This window comes from Caballeronia sp. GAWG1-5s-s, from assembly GCF_023631445.1.
Lineage (GTDB): Bacteria > Pseudomonadota > Gammaproteobacteria > Burkholderiales > Burkholderiaceae > Caballeronia.
This window is the reverse complement of sequence record NZ_JALQDC010000008.1, coordinates 80579-96418: the sequence shown is the minus strand read 5'-3', so window position 1 is coordinate 96418 and position 15840 is coordinate 80579. Positions and strand designations below refer to the sequence as shown.

Here is a 15840-nt window from a genome sequence, read left to right as displayed (position 1 = left end):
CATGAGTGCTATCGTAGATATCATCGGCCGCGAGATTCTCGATTCGCGAGGCAATCCGACCGTCGAATGCGACGTGTTGCTCGAATCGGGCACGATGGGCCGCGCCGCAGTGCCGTCGGGCGCATCCACGGGTTCGCGCGAGGCCATCGAACTTCGCGACGGCGAAGCCGGCCGCTACGGCGGCAAGGGCGTGCTGAAGGCAGTCGAACACATCAACACCGAGATCTCCGAAGCCATCATGGGCCTCGACGCCTCGGAACAGGCTTTCCTCGACAAGACGCTGCTGGAGCTCGACGGCACCGAGAACAAGTCGCGCCTCGGCGCGAACGCGCTGCTCGCCGTGTCGATGGCCGTCGCCAAGGCTGCCGCCGAGGAAGCCGGCTTGCCGCTGTATCGCTATTTCGGCGGCTCCGGCGCCATGCAACTCCCCGTGCCGATGATGAACATCGTCAACGGCGGCGCGCACGCGAACAACAGCCTGGACATTCAGGAATTCATGATCGTCCCGGTCAGCCAGCCGACGTTCCGCGAAGCGCTGCGTTGCGGCGCGGAAGTGTTCCACGCGCTGAAGAAAATCCTGTCGGATCGCGGCATGAGCACGGCAGTGGGCGACGAAGGCGGCTTCGCGCCGAACTTCGGCAGCAACGACGAGTGCCTGTCGACCATTCTGCAAGCCATCGAGAAAGCCGGCTACCGCGCGGGCGAAGACGTGCTGCTCGCGCTCGACTGCGCGGCGAGCGAGTTCTACCACGACGGCAAGTACCAGCTTGCGGGCGAGGGCCTGCAACTGTCGTCGGGCGAATTCACCGACTATCTCGCGACGCTCGCCGACAAGTTCCCGATCGTCTCCATCGAAGACGGCATGCACGAAAGCGACTGGGACGGCTGGAAGACGCTGACCGAGCGCCTCGGCAAGAAGGTGCAGCTCGTCGGCGACGATCTCTTCGTCACCAACACGCGCATTCTGAAGGATGGCATCGAGCGGGGCATCGCGAACTCGATCCTCATCAAGATCAACCAGATCGGCACGCTGACGGAAACCTTCGCCGCGATCGAAATGGCCAAGCGCGCGGGTTACACGGCGGTCATCTCGCACCGCTCGGGTGAGACGGAAGATTCGACCATCGCGGATATCGCGGTCGGTCTGAACGCCGGCCAGATCAAGACCGGTTCGCTGTCGCGCAGCGACCGCATCTCGAAGTACAACCAGTTGCTGCGTATCGAAGAAGACCTCGGCGATATCGCGAGCTATCCCGGCAAGTCGGCGTTTTATAACTTGCGCTAAAAGTCCTCGCTAAAGCTTTTGCCGCTTTAGTCGATAAGGACGTTGATCTTATCTTCTGCCCGCCGCCCCGGCCTCGTGTCGAACGAGACCGAAGGGCGGCGCTTATTTCGGCTACTTGAATGCGGCTCGTAACTGTCGTTCTGGTCTTGTTGCTGGCGCTGATCCAGTACCCGCTCTGGTGGGGACACGGCGGCTGGCTGCGCGTGCATGAATTGCAGCAGCAACTCGCGCAGCAGGCGGACAAGAACACGAACCTGAAGCTGCGCAACGAACGCGTGCAAGGCGAAGTGCAGGACCTGCAAAGCGGCACCGCCGCCGTGGAAGAGCGGGCGCGCTATGAAATGGGCATGGTGAAGGACAGCGAGGTGTTCGTGCAGTTCGTCGCGCCCAATTCGACTGCGCCTGTGAATTCGGCGAACGTGCCGGGCATGAACGGCTCGACGCGCGGACAGGTATCCGCCGCGCCGTTGCGCGTGGTGCCGAATCCGGTGTCGCGTTCGAAGCAGGAGTTGCGCGATCTGGATCGCAAGGCGCGCAAGGACAAGGCCGCCGAAGCGAAGAAAAAGCAGGGCGCGGGCGGGTGAAATAAAGCACTCAGCGGGCACCCAGCGGGCAAATAAAAATGGCGCAGTCGTGATCGACTGCGCCATTTTTTCGGTTCGCGCGAGCGGGTTACCACCACGTCCCGATGCCGACGCCCGTGCCCCAGTAAGGACCGCCCCAGCCGCCGCTCGAATACCCGCCGTACACGCTGATGGGCGGCGTGTAGTACCCGGACATCATCTTCGCGTTGTTGCCGGCAGTCGCGGCTTGCTGCGATTCGCTCAGCGCCTGCCTGTCGATCTCGTTGTAGCGCTGCATATGCTCTTCAGGCGTGAGCGTCTGCTGCGCCGTCGTCGGCGTACTAGGCAGACGGCTATAGATCGGCGACGGGCCCGGCGGATCCATCATGCAGCCGCTAACGAGCAGCGCGGCGGCGGCACACGACGAAAGTTTCAGCAATAGCGATGCGGTTTTCATTTGCGACCTCCAGCCGGTCGGACAACTCATCAAGCGTCAATCATAGCGCGCGGTGCGTGCTGCGAAACCCGCTCGCCGCGCGGTCGCTCCGGCCGGCCGGCGCGCGTCCGGCGCGCGCTGAGGCCCGCCGGACAAGGCATCGAACCGATCAGTGCCGCTGATCCGATGCCGGACTCACGCCCTGCGACAGCTCTTTTGCGACAAAAAGTTGCGCAACGTCGACCGGGTCGAACTCGTAGCGCTGATTGCAGAACTCGCAGTGCACCTCCACGCTGCCGCGTTCTTCGATCACGCTGTCCACCTCTTCGCGCCCGAGCATCTTCAGCATGCCGCCCACTTTCTCGCGCGAGCAGGTGCACTGGAAGCGCGCCGGCGCGGGCTCGAAGTGCTGCACGTTTTCCTGCCAGAAGAGCCGCCGGAACACGGTTTCTGGATCTTCCTTCAGCAGTTCCTCGTTCGACAGCGTGCTGCCGAGATGACAGACGCGCTGCCACGTATCGGCGTCGTGCTCGCCCGGATGCGGGACGATGCCGCCATCGCCCGGCAGCTTCTGCAACAGCATGCCGACGGCGCGGTCCGTATTCGCTGCGAGCCACAAGCGCGTGTCGAGCTGCTCGGAATGATGCATGTACTGTTCCAGCACCTCGGCCATCGACGCGAGCGGTCCGTGCTCGCCGGACAGCGGGACGATGCCCTGATACGGCTGCTGGCCGGGCTTCTTGTCGGACGGATCGAGCGTGATGACGCAGCGGCCGTGACCGTGGCGGTTGAGCAGTTCCGCGAGCGGCATGTCGTCGCGCAGCGTGCTTTCCGCGCCTTCTGCTAGCTTGGCCGTCGCGCGCAGCGTCAGCGCCGAACTGCATTGCACGACCAGCATCTTCACCGGACCGTCGCCGTAAATTTGCATGATGAGCGTGCCGTCGAACTTGAGGTTCGCCGAAAGCAGGGCGCACGCGGCCATCATCTCGCCGAGCACGTTGCGCACGGCCGTCGGGTACGCGCGGCGCGTGAGCACTTCCTGCCACGTATTGCGCAGCGAAACGATCTCGCCGCGCACCGGCGCCGCGTTGAACATGAATTTCTGCAACTGGTCGTTCACAACTCTTCCTTGGGTGTTGAGGCGGAACGTGCCGCTCTGCGTCTCGCGCAGCGCCGCCGTTCAGCCGATGCGCACGAGCTGCGCCTTATAGTATTCGCGCCGGTCGGCGTAACTTGCCGTAGCCGCGCGCATGCGGGCGATGTCCGCCTCGCCGATTTCGCGCACCGCCTTCGCGGGCGCGCCGAGAATCAGCGTGTTGTCGGGAAAAACCTTGCCTTCGGTGACGATCGCGCCCGCGCCAACCAGACAGTTGCGGCCGATTACCGCGCCATTCAAGACCACCGCCTGAATCCCGATCAGTGACCCTTCGCCGATGGTGCAGCCGTGCAGCATCGCCTGATGGCCGACGGTGACGTTCGCCGCAATCGTCAGCGGAAAGCCGGGGTCGGCGTGCAGCACCGCGCCTTCCTGCACATTGCTGCCGTGGCCGACGACGATCGGCTCGTTGTCGCCGCGCAGCGCCGCGCCGAACCACACGCTCGCGTTTTCTTCGAGCGTGACGCGGCCGATGATGGTCGCGGTATCCGCAAGGAACACGCTTTCGTGAATGGTGGGGGCGTCGTCGCCGAGTTTGTAGATCGCCACGGTGTCTCCTCTGGCTTGCGTCTTCGATGATTGGATGCCGGCCGCGCGACGCTAGAATGCGCGTCTTTGCTCGACGCTGCGCCTGCCGGCGCTATAGTTGCGCGGTGTTTTGCCCTGCCGGATCATCATTTTAGCCGGTTGCGGCATTTCGCCTCCGCGCCACCATTCTCGATTAGCCGCTGTCATGCCGAATCTCTCGCCGCCTACCGCTTTCCAGCCGGATGCCGACGCCTCCTGCGCCCGCCGCACGGCGCTCGCAATCCTGCGCGAGCGCGAGCCGATCGCGAAGGCGGAACGGGCGCGTGCGCTCTTCGAAGGCGCGCGCGCGGGCGCGTTATCGGTCGATCCGGCGCTCGCGCTCGTCGATCCCGGCGATCTGCCGGGACGCCCGGCGCGGCCGGAACTCGTCGAGCCGTCGTCGCTGAAGCGCCGCGGCATGCAATCGGAAGCGGGGCGCGCGGTGCTGCTGCATGCGCTCGCGCATATCGAATTCAACGCGATCAACCTCGCGCTCGACGCCGCGTGGCGCTTTCCGTCGATGCCCGCCGATTTCTACGTCGACTGGCTCAAGGTAGCCGCCGAGGAAGCGCATCACTTCTCGCTGCTGCGGGCGCGTCTCGCCGAATTCGGGCACGCTTACGGCGACTTCCCGGCGCACGACGGACTCTGGGAAATGGCCGAGCGCACGCGGGCCGACGTGCTCGCGCGCATGGCGCTCGTGCCGCGCACGCTGGAGGCGCGCGGGCTCGACGCGTCGCCGCCCATCCGCAAGCGGCTCGCGCAGGCGGGCGATCACGCGTCGGCAGCCATTCTCGACGTAATCCTGCGCGACGAGATCGGGCATGTGCTGATCGGCAATCGCTGGTTCCGCTTTCTCTGCGATCAGGCGGCGCTCGATCCGCACGCCACCTACGAACGGCTCGCCGAGCAGTATCACGCGCCGAAGCTGCGCGGCCCGTTCAACTTCGAAGCGCGCCGCGACGCCGGTTTCGATGAAGCCGAGCTCCGCGCGCTGGCCGGACTCGACGCATCGGCATAGCCGCTATAGTGAACGGTCATCCTTTTTCACGAATTTGCCGAGGCGGACCATGAAAGAATCGCGCTCCGAGTTCGTCGATGCGCGCGGCGTGCGCCTGCACGTGCGCCGCTGGGGCTCGCCCGACGCGCCCATGCTGTTCATGCTGCACGGCTGGATGGACGTCGCGGCGTCGTTCCAGTTCGTGGTCGACGCGCTCGCGGGCGACTGGCAAGTGCTCGCGCCCGATGCGCGCGGCTTCGGCCTGTCGGACTGGCCGGTCGCGCAAAAGGGCGGCGGACACTACTATTTTCCCGACTATCTCGCCGACCTCGACGCGCTTCTCGACCATTACGCGCCCACGGACCGAGTCGATCTGGTCGGCCACAGCATGGGCGCGAACGTCGCGCTGCTCTACGCGGGCGCGCGGCCGGCGCGCGTGCGGCGCGTGGTCGATCTCGAAGGCTTCGGACTGCCCGCGACGCGTCCTTCGCAGGCGGCGGGCGCGCTCACGCGATGGCTCGACGATCTGCGCGCGCCGCCCCCGCTGCGCCCCTATGCGAGCCTCGACGAAGTCGCCGACCGGCTGATTCGCACGAATCCGCGTCTCGCCCGGTCGCGCGCGCGTTTTCTCGCGCAGCACTGGTCGCGGCAGGAGGCAGACGGCGCGTTTCATCTGCTCGCGGACCCGGCACACAAGCTGCGTAGCCCTGTGTTGTATCGCCTCGACGAGGTGATGGCCGTCTGGTCGCGCGTGCAGGCGAAAGTGCTGCACGTAGAGGCGGAAGGGTCGCCGACGCTCGCGAGCTTCGCGGGCTCGATACCGATCGCCGAATTCAAGACGCGCTTCGCCGCGTTCCCCGACTGGCGCGAGGAGATCGTCGGCGATGCGGGGCACATGATTCATCACGACCAGCCCGAGCGCATCGCCGCGCTGATCGAGTCGTTCTGCGCGTGACGGCTGGGCCTTGGCTGGCCGCGGCGCGGTCATCGGGGTAAGCGTTGTTCCATGCCGTTCAAGTAAAATGACATTCCATGAAGCCGACCATTAACGCCGATCTGCATTGCCACTCCACCGTCTCGGACGGCCAGCTTTCGCCCGCCGAAGTCGCGGCGCGCGCGCATGCGGGCGGCGTCGAAATGTGGTCGCTGACCGACCACGATCAGCTGGGCGGACAGCGCGAGGCGCGCGAGGCGGCCGAGGCGCTCGGCATGCGCTATCTGCCGGGCGTCGAGATTTCGGTGACGTGGGCGTCGCGCACGGTGCATGTGGTCGGCATGAACGTCGATCCGGAGAATCAGGCGCTCGTCAACGGCCTCGCTTCGACGCGCAACGGACGCGCCGCGCGGGGCGTGGCCATCGGCGAGGCGCTCGCGGCGGTGGGCATTCCGAACGCGTACGAAGGCGCGCTGCGCTATACCGACGACCCGGACATGATCTCGCGCACGCATTTCGCGCGCTTTCTCGTCGACGAAGGCTACGCCGAGACGACCTCCGACGTGTTCGCGCGCTATCTCGGCGACGGCAAGCCGGGCTTCGTCGGCCATCGCTGGGCGAAGCTCGCGGATGCGATGCAGTGGATTCGCGACGCAGGCGGCGAGCCGATCATCGCGCATCCGGGCCGCTACGACTACACGCCGGTCCAGTTCGCCGCGCTGTTCGACGAGTTCATCGAGTTGGGCGGCAAGGCCATCGAAGTCGTGACCGGCAGTCATACGCCCGACCAGTACCGCGAGTACGCTGATGTCGCGCGCCGTTACGGCTTCGAGGCGTCGCGCGGTTCGGACTTTCACGGGCCGGGGGAAGGGCGCGTCGATCTGGGCCGGCTTCCGCCGCTGCCCGAGGACCTCACGCCCGTCTGGGCGCGCTGGCTGTAACGCTTCGGCGCGTGTGTTGCGCGCACGCGCACGGTCCTTGCCTCACGGCATCTATCGCACGCACGGTTTGGCCGAAGCGTCGCGCTCGCGCACTCACGCGCGAGGCCGACGCCTCCACGGGCAAGAACGACACAACAAGGCGTCCCCATGTCCCAATTCTTTCGCATTCATCCGGATAATCCGCAGCCGCGTCTGATCAATCAGGCGGTGCAAATCATCAAGGACGGCGGCATCGTCGCGCTGCCGACCGATTCGAGCTACGCGCTCGCCTGCCATCTGGACGACAAGACTGCCGTCGAGCGGCTGCGGCGCATTCGCGGCATCGACGACAAGCAGTTGCTGTCGCTGCTCGTGCGCGATCTGTCGGAGCTCGCCAACTTCGCGATGGTCGACAACCGGCAGTATCGGCTGATCAAATCGGTCACGCCGGGGCCGTACGTGTTCGTGCTGCAGGCGACGAAGGAAGTGCCGCGCAGGCTGTCGCATCCGTCGCGCAAGACCATCGGGCTGCGCGTGCCGGATCACGAGATCACGCTCGCGCTGCTCGGCTCGCTCGGCGAACCGCTGCTCGCCTCCACCCTGATCCTGCCGGGCGAGACCGAGCCGCTCAACGACGCCGAGGAAATCCGCGAGCGGCTGGAAAAGCAGATCGAGCTCGTGATCGATGCGGGCGCGTGCCCGGCCGAGCCCTCCACGGTGATCGACCTGACGGGCGGCGAGCCGGCGCTGGTGCGCGCGGGCCGGGGCAGTCTGGAGCCATTCGGCCTGACCGCGTGAGCGCGGCTTTCCGCCTGCGCCTTCGCCACGCAGGAACCGCCGCGCGCAAGCCGCGCCGCGCCTGCCGACGCCTGCCCGCTTGATACAATAGCGCCCTATGGATCCTTCCCTGATACAAACCATCGCGGTCTACGCGCTCCCAGTGATCTTCGCGATCACGCTGCACGAGGCCGCGCATGGCTACGCCGCGCGCCTGCTCGGCGACAACACGGCTTACGTGCTCGGCCGCGTTTCGATGAACCCGATGCGCCACATCGACCCGATCGGGACCATCGTCATTCCCATCGTGCTGTACTTCGTGACGAGCGGCGCGTTCATGTTCGGCTACGCGAAGCCGGTGCCCGTCGCGTTCGGCAATCTGCGCAATCCCCGCTGGGGCGGCCTGTGGGTCGCGGCGGCGGGTCCGGGCAGCAACTTCGTGCAGGCGCTCCTGTGGGGCGTGCTCGCGGTGCTGCTCGCGGCCTTTCATGTCGATGAACCGTTCTTCACGCGCATGGCGGCAGCCGGCGTCGGCGTGAATCTGGTGTTCGGCGTGCTCAATCTTTTTCCGCTGCTGCCGCTCGACGGCGGGCGCATTCTGTCGGCGCTCTTGCCGGTGCGCGCGTCGCTTGCATTTCAGAAGATCGAGCCGTACGGTTTCTGGATCGTGATGGCGCTCATCATGACCAACGCGCTGACCCGCTTCTGGCTCGGCCCGCTGGTGAACGTGGGCTACGCGGCGGTGTCGGCCATTCTGAATCCCTTCGCTTCACTCTTTCCCTAAGATCATGTTCCCTGACCGTATCTTCTCCGGCATGCGGCCCACCGGGTCGCTGCACCTCGGCCACTATCACGGCGTGCTGAAAAACTGGGTGCGGCTGCAGTCCGAATACCCTTGCTTCTTCGCGGTCGTGGACTGGCACGCGCTCACCACGCACTACGAGACGCCCGAGGTCATCGAGAAAAACGTCTGGGAAGTGCTGATCGACTGGCTCGCTTCCGGCATCGATCCGGCGCAGGCCACGCTCTTCATCCAGAGCCGCGTGCCTGAACACGCGGAGTTGTCGCTGCTGCTCGGCATGGGCACGCCGCTCGGCTGGCTCGAACGCGTGCCGACCTACAAGGAGCAGATCGAGAAGCTGAAGGAGAAGGACCTGTCCACTTACGGCTTTCTCGGCTATCCGGTGCTGATGGCGGCGGACATTCTGCTGTATCGCGCGTCGCTGGTGCCGGTCGGCGAAGACCAGGTGCCGCACGTCGAAATGACGCGCGAGATCGCGCGCCGCTTCAACTATCTCTACGGCAAGGAGCCGGACTTCGAAGAGAAGGCGCTCGAAGCGGCGAAGAAGCTCGGCGGCAAGCGCGCGAAGCTGTATCACGAACTGCGCGTCGCGTATCAGCAGGAAGGCGACGACGAGGCGCTCGAACAAGCTCGCGCGATGCTGCAGGAATCGCAGAGCCTGTCGATGAGCGACCGCGAACGCCTGTTCGGCTATCTCGAAGGCGCGCGCAAGCTGATTCTCGTCGAGCCGCAAGTGCTGCTGACCGAAGCGTCGCGCATGCCGGGTCTCGACGGGCAGAAGATGTCGAAGTCCTATGGCAACACAATCGGCCTGCGCGAAGACGCCGAGACCATCACGAAGAAAGTGCGCACCATGCCGACCGATCCGGCGCGCGTGCGCCGCACCGATCCGGGCGATCCGGACAAGTGCCCGGTGTGGCAACTCCATCAGGTCTACACCGACGAAGAGACGCACAAGTGGGTGCAGCAGGGCTGCCGCAGCGCGGGCATCGGTTGCCTGGACTGCAAGCAGCCGGTGATCGAAGGCATTCTGCGCGAGCAGCAGCCGATGCTCGAACGCGCGCAAAAGTACATGGACGATCCGTCGCTGCTGCGCGCGATCGTCGCCGATGGCTGCGACAAGGCGCGCAAGTTCGCGACGGAGACCATGCGCGACGTGCGCGAAGCCATGGGCCTGTCGTACAACTGATGGATGCCGGCACGCCGAGCGGCTGGGTCACGCGCTGGGCGCATCTCGTTGCGCCCGGCGCCGACGTGCTCGATGTCGCGTCGGGCAGCGGACGCCACGCGCGCTGGTTTGCCGGGCGCGGCCACACGGTGATCGCGGTCGATCGTGACGTCGAAGCGATTGCGTCCCTCTCCGCTTGCGAAGGCGTCACGACGCTCGCCGCCGATCTCGAAGGCGCGCCGTGGCCGCTTTCGGCCGATCGCCGGTTCGGCGCGGTCGTCGTCACGAACTATCTGCATCGGCCGCTGTTCGGTCACCTGATCGACTCGCTTGCGCCCGGCGGCGTGCTCATCTACGAGACGTTCGCGGCGGGCAACGAGCGCATCGGCAAGCCATCGAATCCCGCGTTTCTGCTCGCGCCCGGCGAATTGCTCGACGCGGTGCGCGGCCGGCTTCGCGTGATCGCGTACGAAGATGGTTACGTCGAACGTCCGCGTGCTGCCTATGTGCAGCGAATATGCGCGGTCCGCGAGTTACAGGCAACCGATAGCGTGCCATCCGGCGCAGAAAAACCGCTCACGGTTGGTAACACGTCTTCGGGTTCGCCTCGTTACGATTTGGCGGGCTAATCCGCTACAATCGCGTAATATCGCTTTTTGCGATTAAATTCACGATTAAATTCATAGAGTTTCATGACTAACGGAATGAACGGCGGAACTAACGGCGGAATGAACGGCGGAACCGGCGGCGGCCTCCGGATTCGCGGCAGCATCCCTGCCATCGTCACACCGATGCACGAGGACGGTAGTCTCGATCTGCCGGCGTTTCGTAAGCTGATCGACTGGCATGTCGAGCAGGGCTCGAACGGGCTCGTCGTCGTGGGCACGAGCGGCGAGTCGGCCACGTTGTCGGTCGAAGAGCACGTCCTGATGGTGCAGACGGCAGTCGAGCACGCGGCCAAGCGGTTCCCGATCATCGCGGGCGCGGGCGGCAATTCGACGGCGGAAGCCATCGAACTCTCGAAGCAGGCCAAGAAAGTCGGCGCGGATGCCACGCTGCAAGTCGTGCCGTACTACAACAAGCCGACGCAAGAAGGCATGTACCGGCACTTTCGCGCGATCGCGGAAGCCGTCGATCTCCCCGTGATTCTCTATAACGTGCCGGGCCGCACCGTTGCCGACATGAGCAACGAGACGATCCTGCGCCTGGCCGACGTGCCGGGCATCATCGGCGTGAAGGAAGCGACCGGCAACATCGATCGCGCCGCGCATCTCATCAAGCACGCGCCCGCCGATTTTGCCATTTTCAGCGGCGACGATCCCACGGCCATCGCGCTGATGCTGCTCGGCGGCCACGGCAACATTTCGGTGACGGCCAACGTCGCGCCGAAGCAGATGAGCGAACTGTGCCGCGCCGCGCTGGCAGGCGACGCGATCACCGCGCGCCGAATCCACCTGAGCCTTTTGGAACTGCACAAGCAACTGTTCTGCGAATCCAACCCGATTCCGGCGAAATGGGCGCTGCAAGCGCTCGGCCGCATGGAAGGCGGCATCCGCCTGCCGCTCACGCCGCTCGACGCGCGCTTTCACGACATCGTGCGTGGCGCGCTGCAAAGCGCCGGGCTGCTCTCTTGACCGAAGCGCGGCGGCGCACTCGCGATATCGACGACACATCGAAATCGACGGCGCCGCGCAATGTGATCGAAGCGATCGCGACCCGTCATCAACCGCCGCTCATCGGCCTCGCTTGCCCGCGTTCGCACGCGTGACCGACGTGAGGCCATGCGTAACAGCACGTCATCTGCAGCAAAGAAGGACCTCATGAAACATTCCACTCTTCTTACCCAAGCCAAACGCCTGAGCGTGCTGTCGCTTGGCGCCGGCGTCATCTTCGCGCTGGCGGGTTGCGACACGCTGAACGACTGGCTCGCGCCCGATCGCGTGAATTACAAGGCCGCTGAAACCGCGCCGTCGCTCAACGTGCCGTCCGATCTCAGCACGGCCGACATCAGCCAGCGTTACGCAGCGCCGCCGCCGATCAACACGCTCGGCGGCACCGCGCAGCGCAACGCGACGCCCGCGGGCAACCTGACGCTCGGCGTGCCGAATGCACAGGACCCCTACGGCATGCACGTCGAGAGCGACGGCGATCGCCGCTGGCTCGTCGTGGATGGCCGTTCGCCGGATCAGGTCTGGCCGCAGTTGCAGGAGTTCTGGACCGAGAACGGCTTCACGCTGAAGACCGATTCGCCGCAGACCGGCATCATGGCAACCGACTGGGCCGAGAATCGCGCGAACATTCCGAACGACTGGTTCCGCAACAGCGTCGGCAAGCTGCTCGATTTTGCGTACTCGTCAGGTACGCGCGACATGTTCCGCACGCAAGTGGATCGCGCGTCGGACGGCTCGACCGATATTTCCGTCACGCATAGCGCGATGGAAGAAGTGCTGACGGGGCAGGACAAGACGTCGTCGCGCTGGGAAACGCGTCCGCGCAATCCGGCGCTCGAAGCCGCGTTCCTCGCGAAGATGATGCAGAAGTTCGGCCTGACCGAAGATCAATCGAAGCAGTTGATCGCGCAGGCGCGTCCCGCCGGCGCGAAGGTCGCCGTCGAGCAGACGGCGGGCACCTCGACGCTGGACCTCGCCGAGCCGTTCGACCGCGCTTGGTTGCGCGTCGGCCTCGCGCTGGATCGCACGAACTTCACGGTCGACAATCGCGACCGCGAGAAGGGCATCTACTACGTGCACTATTCCGATTCGATGGCGGAACTGAAGAAGGAAGGTCTCCTCGGCAAGCTGTTCTCCAGCAATTCGCCGAAGCCCACGCGCCAGTTCCTCGTGAACGTTCGTCCGAAGGCGGACGCGCTCACGCAGGTCGCCGTCGTCGATGCGAACGGCCAGCCGGACAACTCGTCCGATGCGCAGCGCATCGTGTCGCTGCTTCACGCGCAACTCAACTAAGCCCGGGCGCGAACCGATTGTGAGATTCGCCAGTCTGGGTAGCGGCAGTGAAGGAAACGCGTTGCTCGTCGAGTCGACGAGCGGCACGACCACCACGCGCGTGCTGCTCGATTGCGGTTTTTCCGCGAAGGAAGTGGAGCGCCGGCTCGCGCGGCTCGGGTGCGCTGCGGCGCAACTCGATGCCATCGTCATCACGCACGAGCACACGGACCATATCGGCAGCGCGCTGACCCTGGCGCGCAAGTGGTCCATTCCGCTGTATATGAGTTGGGGCACCGCGCGGGCGGTCGGCGCGGATGAAGCGAAGGTCGATCTGCGCGTGCTGTGGGGCGACGAGAGCGTTGCCATCGGCGATGTCAGCCTGCTGCCGTACACCGTGCCGCACGACGCCCGCGAGCCGCTGCAATATGTCTTTTCGGATGGCGCGAGCCGTCTCGGTGTCCTGACTGATGTCGGCGTGGCGACGCCGCATATTACGAGCGTTCTGAGCGGTTGCGACGCGCTCGTGCTCGAATCCAACCATGATCTCGCGATGCTTGCCGCAAGCCGCTATCCGGCGTCGCTGAAGGCACGCATCGGCGGGACGCATGGACACCTGAATAACGATGCCGCCGCCGCGATTCTCGCATCGCTCGATCGTTCCAAGATGCGGCATCTGGTGGCCGCGCATCTGAGTCAGCAAAACAATCTGCCGCATCTCGCGCAAGCCGCGCTCGCGGCGGTGCTCGGCGCGTCGGCAGAGGATGTCGTGGTGGCATCGCAAGCGGATGGCTTCGACTGGTTGACGCTGTAGACCGCGAACCCGCGAGCACCAACAAAAAAACCGGCGTAAGCCGGTTTTTTTGTATGGGCCGCTTCAAGCGGCCCTGCCGGGCGTCATGCGCTGGCGTAAAGCCTGATGGCCTTACTGGCTTGCGCCCGAAGCCGGAGCAGCCGACGAAGCAGCAGCGTCCGAAGCAGCGCCAGCTGCCGAAGCTGCGTCGCTTGCAGCGGCCGATGCGCTCGATGCAGCAGCGTTTGCGTCCGAAGCGGCAGCAGCCGGAGCCGAAGCAGCCGACGAATCGCTTGCAGCGCTCGGAGCAGCCGTATCGCTAGACTTGTTGCATGCAGCCAGGGCAACAGCAGCCAACAGGGATGCTACGAGGAGGGATTTCTTCATGATCACGTCCTTTTATGGTTAAAGGTAAGCAACAGCGCAAAGTACCGGTAATGTGTGCTCCAACACCGACCTGGGCCGCTGTGGAGCCTCACAATTCTTTTTGTGTGAGACCTACACGGCTTGGCCGGAAATTATAGGCACTTTCGTAACGACCGTCGATAAATGCGGGGACGGTACGTTGTCTTTCTCATACAAACTTTCGTATTGCGGAACAGCAAAACCAGGGCCTTCGGTGAACCGCGCGACGCTTTCGCGCCAAGCGTTTCAGGCCGGCGGGTCCGTCTGAATCCAGCCCGCACGATACCACTCGTGCAGCAGGGATGTCATTGCCGAATCGTCTGTAAGTGTTACAAAGCGTTTCGCTTCCAGACGCCTTGTGTCGGCCAACTCCGGCAGCCACTTTTTAGCCTTTGCGGATAACGCGGCCGCTTCGCCATTAACGAAATACGAGTGCGTGTTGTAGAGCAAATTCGTCTTTCTATCTAGTCTGATCCCTGTCTTTTTCGCCCGCTCAACAAATTTTTGCTCATTAAGCGCGCGGGACGGCGGATCGAATACAACATTGGCTTTCGGCTCGCTCAGATAACTTCCGAGAAACTCCGCAACGTCCTTTTCATTCCAGGTGAGCTTCGCAAGGATCGCGCCAACGCGCTCGACGAGAAGCGCGGGTAATTCGCCGGGCTTCGCGACCGGCGGCTGCGCGGGATCGCGATAGCGCACATCGGCTTTGACCCCGTTCGCTTCATCTCCGGCGCGCTCTGCAAGGTGATAGAGAAACTGCGCGGTGAGCTCACGAGCGGATGGCGCGCGAAAGCCGATGGAGCACGTCATGCATTCGCCTTCGGCGATACCGTCGTGCGCGATATGCGGCGGCAAATACAGCATGTCGCCCGGCTCCAGCACCCATTCTTCTTCGGGCTCGAAGTGCTGTAAAACTTTCAACGGCAGACCGGGTTTTAGCGAGAGATCGCGCTGCGCGCCGATGCGCCAGCGCCGCTTGCCGTGCACTTGCAGCAGGAACACGTCGTAAGAGTCGAAGTGCGGGCCGACGCCGCCGCCGTCGGTGGCATAAGAGATCATGAGGTCGTCGAGACGCGCGTCGGGAATGAAGCGGAACCGGTTCATCAGCGCATGCGCGCGCTCGTCGTGCAGGTTCACGCCTTGCACGAGCAGTGTCCATTCGCGTTTCCTGACGGAAGGCAGTTCGTCCGGAGCGAACGGGCCGTGCTCGAGATTCCACGTATTGCGAAAATGCGTGATGAGGCGCGATTCCACGTCGTCGAGATCGGCGAGTTCGAACAGGTCGTCGCGCGGAACGGGCGCGGACATGCCGGGGATTGCCTGACGGATCAGCAGCGGCTTTTTCTGCCAGTAGCGCCGCATGAACTGTCGCGGCGTGCGGTTGCCCAACAACGGTGTGATCTCGTCGGGAAGCGGCGCGCCGGAGGGCTCGGAAAGGCTGGGAAGGGGTAAGGTGGGAACGTCTGAGGGCCGCTGGCGCATCGTATAATCGAGGCTTGTATCTTGGAGGATTCAATGAAAATTGCGAAAGACACTGTCGTTTCGGTCGCCTACAAGCTATCGGATGCGCAAGGCAATCTGATCGAGGAGAGCGACGAGCCGATGGTCTATCTGCACGGCGGCTATGATGGCACGTTCCCCAAGATCGAGGAAGCGCTGGACGGTCGCGAGCCCGGTTATGAAACGCTCATCCAGCTCGAGCCGCAGGATGCGTTCGGCGAATACGATCCCGAGCTCGTCAAGATCGAAGAGCGCAGCCGTTTTCCGGAACCGCTGGAAGTGGGCATGCAGTTCGAAGGCACGCCCGAAGACAGCGACGACGATCTCGACTCGCTCATCTATACGGTGACGGATGTTGCGGAAGACAAAGTGGTGCTCGACGGCAATCATCCGCTTGCCGGCATGGCGCTGCGCTTTGCGTTGTCGGTGCAGGAAGTTCGCACCGCGACGGAAGACGAGGTCAAGCATCAGCACGCGCATGGCGTAGACGGCCTCGAAGTGCTGGACGAAGACGAGGACGACGACGAGCCGCGCACGGACTCCGGCCCGACGCTGCACTGAGCGCATCCAGGTTTCCGGGCGTCGTCGC

18 protein-coding genes are annotated in these 15840 nt (G+C 64.5%); 13 read left to right on the top strand and 5 right to left on the bottom strand.

Annotation, left to right across the window (positions count from 1 at the left end; genetic code table 11):
* Window position 1 precedes the first annotated feature (1 nt).
* Together eno and ftsB are read left to right on the top strand one after the other, a co-directional pair.
* Window positions 2-1285 carry a phosphopyruvate hydratase gene (gene eno, locus NCR34_RS09130; RefSeq protein ID WP_206466608.1) on the top strand — a complete coding sequence of 428 codons (1284 nt, stop codon included), beginning with the start codon at window positions 2-4 and terminating at the stop codon, window positions 1283-1285.
* A gap of 119 nt (window positions 1286-1404) precedes the next feature.
* Window positions 1405-1869 (top strand): cell division protein FtsB, encoded by a 465-nt coding sequence (gene ftsB, locus NCR34_RS09125; protein ID WP_250499645.1) that lies wholly within the window; start codon window positions 1405-1407, stop codon window positions 1867-1869.
* A gap of 88 nt (window positions 1870-1957) precedes the next feature.
* Here ftsB and NCR34_RS09120 read toward each other — a convergent pair whose 3' ends face one another.
* The 3 genes from NCR34_RS09120 to NCR34_RS09110 all read right to left on the bottom strand — a co-directional run bounded on the left by NCR34_RS09120 (window position 1958) and on the right by NCR34_RS09110 (window position 3989).
* Window positions 1958-2305, bottom strand: coding sequence for a hypothetical protein (locus NCR34_RS09120; RefSeq protein WP_250499644.1), 348 nt, complete (start codon window positions 2303-2305; stop codon window positions 1958-1960).
* Window positions 2306-2453: 148 nt separating this feature from the next.
* A complete protein-coding gene (gene hslO, locus NCR34_RS09115) occupies window positions 2454-3404 on the bottom strand; it encodes an Hsp33 family molecular chaperone HslO (RefSeq protein ID WP_250499643.1) in 951 nt (316 codons plus the stop codon).
* A gap of 60 nt (window positions 3405-3464) precedes the next feature.
* Window positions 3465-3989, bottom strand: coding sequence for a gamma carbonic anhydrase family protein (locus NCR34_RS09110; protein WP_250499642.1), 525 nt, complete (start codon window positions 3987-3989; stop codon window positions 3465-3467).
* Between the two features lie 184 nt (window positions 3990-4173).
* On the opposite strand from NCR34_RS09110, the gene NCR34_RS09105 reads away from it, so the two are divergent.
* The 10 genes from NCR34_RS09105 to NCR34_RS09060 all read left to right on the top strand — a co-directional run bounded on the left by NCR34_RS09105 (window position 4174) and on the right by NCR34_RS09060 (window position 13364).
* Window positions 4174-5028 carry a ferritin-like domain-containing protein gene (locus tag NCR34_RS09105; RefSeq protein WP_250499641.1) on the top strand — a complete coding sequence of 285 codons (855 nt, stop codon included), beginning with the start codon at window positions 4174-4176 and terminating at the stop codon, window positions 5026-5028.
* A gap of 49 nt (window positions 5029-5077) precedes the next feature.
* On the top strand, window positions 5078-5962 hold the full coding sequence (locus NCR34_RS09100; protein WP_250499640.1) for an alpha/beta fold hydrolase: 885 nt from the start codon (window positions 5078-5080) through the stop codon (window positions 5960-5962).
* Between the two features lie 89 nt (window positions 5963-6051).
* On the top strand, window positions 6052-6882 hold the full coding sequence (locus NCR34_RS09095; RefSeq protein ID WP_250499682.1) for a 3',5'-nucleoside bisphosphate phosphatase: 831 nt from the start codon (window positions 6052-6054) through the stop codon (window positions 6880-6882).
* Between the two features lie 147 nt (window positions 6883-7029).
* Window positions 7030-7659 carry an L-threonylcarbamoyladenylate synthase gene (locus NCR34_RS09090; protein WP_250499639.1) on the top strand — a complete coding sequence of 210 codons (630 nt, stop codon included), beginning with the start codon at window positions 7030-7032 and terminating at the stop codon, window positions 7657-7659.
* 97 nt (window positions 7660-7756) lie between these two features.
* Entirely contained in the window at window positions 7757-8422 is a 666-nt protein-coding gene (locus tag NCR34_RS09085) for a site-2 protease family protein (protein ID WP_159836517.1), read from the top strand.
* Window positions 8423-8426: 4 nt separating this feature from the next.
* The gene (locus NCR34_RS09080) at window positions 8427-9629 is read left to right on the top strand and encodes a tryptophan--tRNA ligase (RefSeq protein ID WP_175944195.1); all 1203 of its coding nucleotides are present in this window, start codon (window positions 8427-8429) and stop codon (window positions 9627-9629) included.
* A complete protein-coding gene (locus NCR34_RS09075; RefSeq protein ID WP_250499638.1) occupies window positions 9629-10237 on the top strand; it encodes a class I SAM-dependent methyltransferase in 609 nt (202 codons plus the stop codon). The genes NCR34_RS09080 and NCR34_RS09075 overlap by 1 nt, the downstream gene beginning before the upstream one ends.
* Before the next feature lie 99 nt (window positions 10238-10336).
* Window positions 10337-11242, top strand: a complete 906-nt coding sequence (gene dapA, locus NCR34_RS09070; RefSeq protein ID WP_250499681.1) for a 4-hydroxy-tetrahydrodipicolinate synthase — start codon at window positions 10337-10339, stop codon at window positions 11240-11242.
* 186 nt (window positions 11243-11428) lie between these two features.
* On the top strand, window positions 11429-12571 hold the full coding sequence (gene bamC / locus NCR34_RS09065) for an NlpB/DapX family lipoprotein (RefSeq protein WP_248320090.1): 1143 nt from the start codon (window positions 11429-11431) through the stop codon (window positions 12569-12571).
* Window positions 12572-12590: 19 nt separating this feature from the next.
* A complete protein-coding gene (locus NCR34_RS09060) occupies window positions 12591-13364 on the top strand; it encodes an MBL fold metallo-hydrolase (RefSeq protein ID WP_250499637.1) in 774 nt (257 codons plus the stop codon).
* A 111-nt stretch (window positions 13365-13475) separates the two neighbouring features.
* On the opposite strand, the gene NCR34_RS09055 is transcribed toward NCR34_RS09060, so the two are convergent.
* Window positions 13476-13730, bottom strand: a complete 255-nt coding sequence (locus NCR34_RS09055) for a hypothetical protein (protein ID WP_236572749.1) — start codon at window positions 13728-13730, stop codon at window positions 13476-13478.
* 264 nt (window positions 13731-13994) lie between these two features.
* Window positions 13995-15233 (bottom strand): cupin domain-containing protein, encoded by a 1239-nt coding sequence (locus NCR34_RS09050; protein WP_250499636.1) that lies wholly within the window; start codon window positions 15231-15233, stop codon window positions 13995-13997.
* Window positions 15234-15266: 33 nt separating this feature from the next.
* On the opposite strand from NCR34_RS09050, the gene NCR34_RS09045 reads away from it, so the two are divergent.
* A complete protein-coding gene (locus NCR34_RS09045; protein ID WP_175944186.1) occupies window positions 15267-15812 on the top strand; it encodes an FKBP-type peptidyl-prolyl cis-trans isomerase in 546 nt (181 codons plus the stop codon).
* Window positions 15813-15840: the final 28 nt, after the last annotated feature.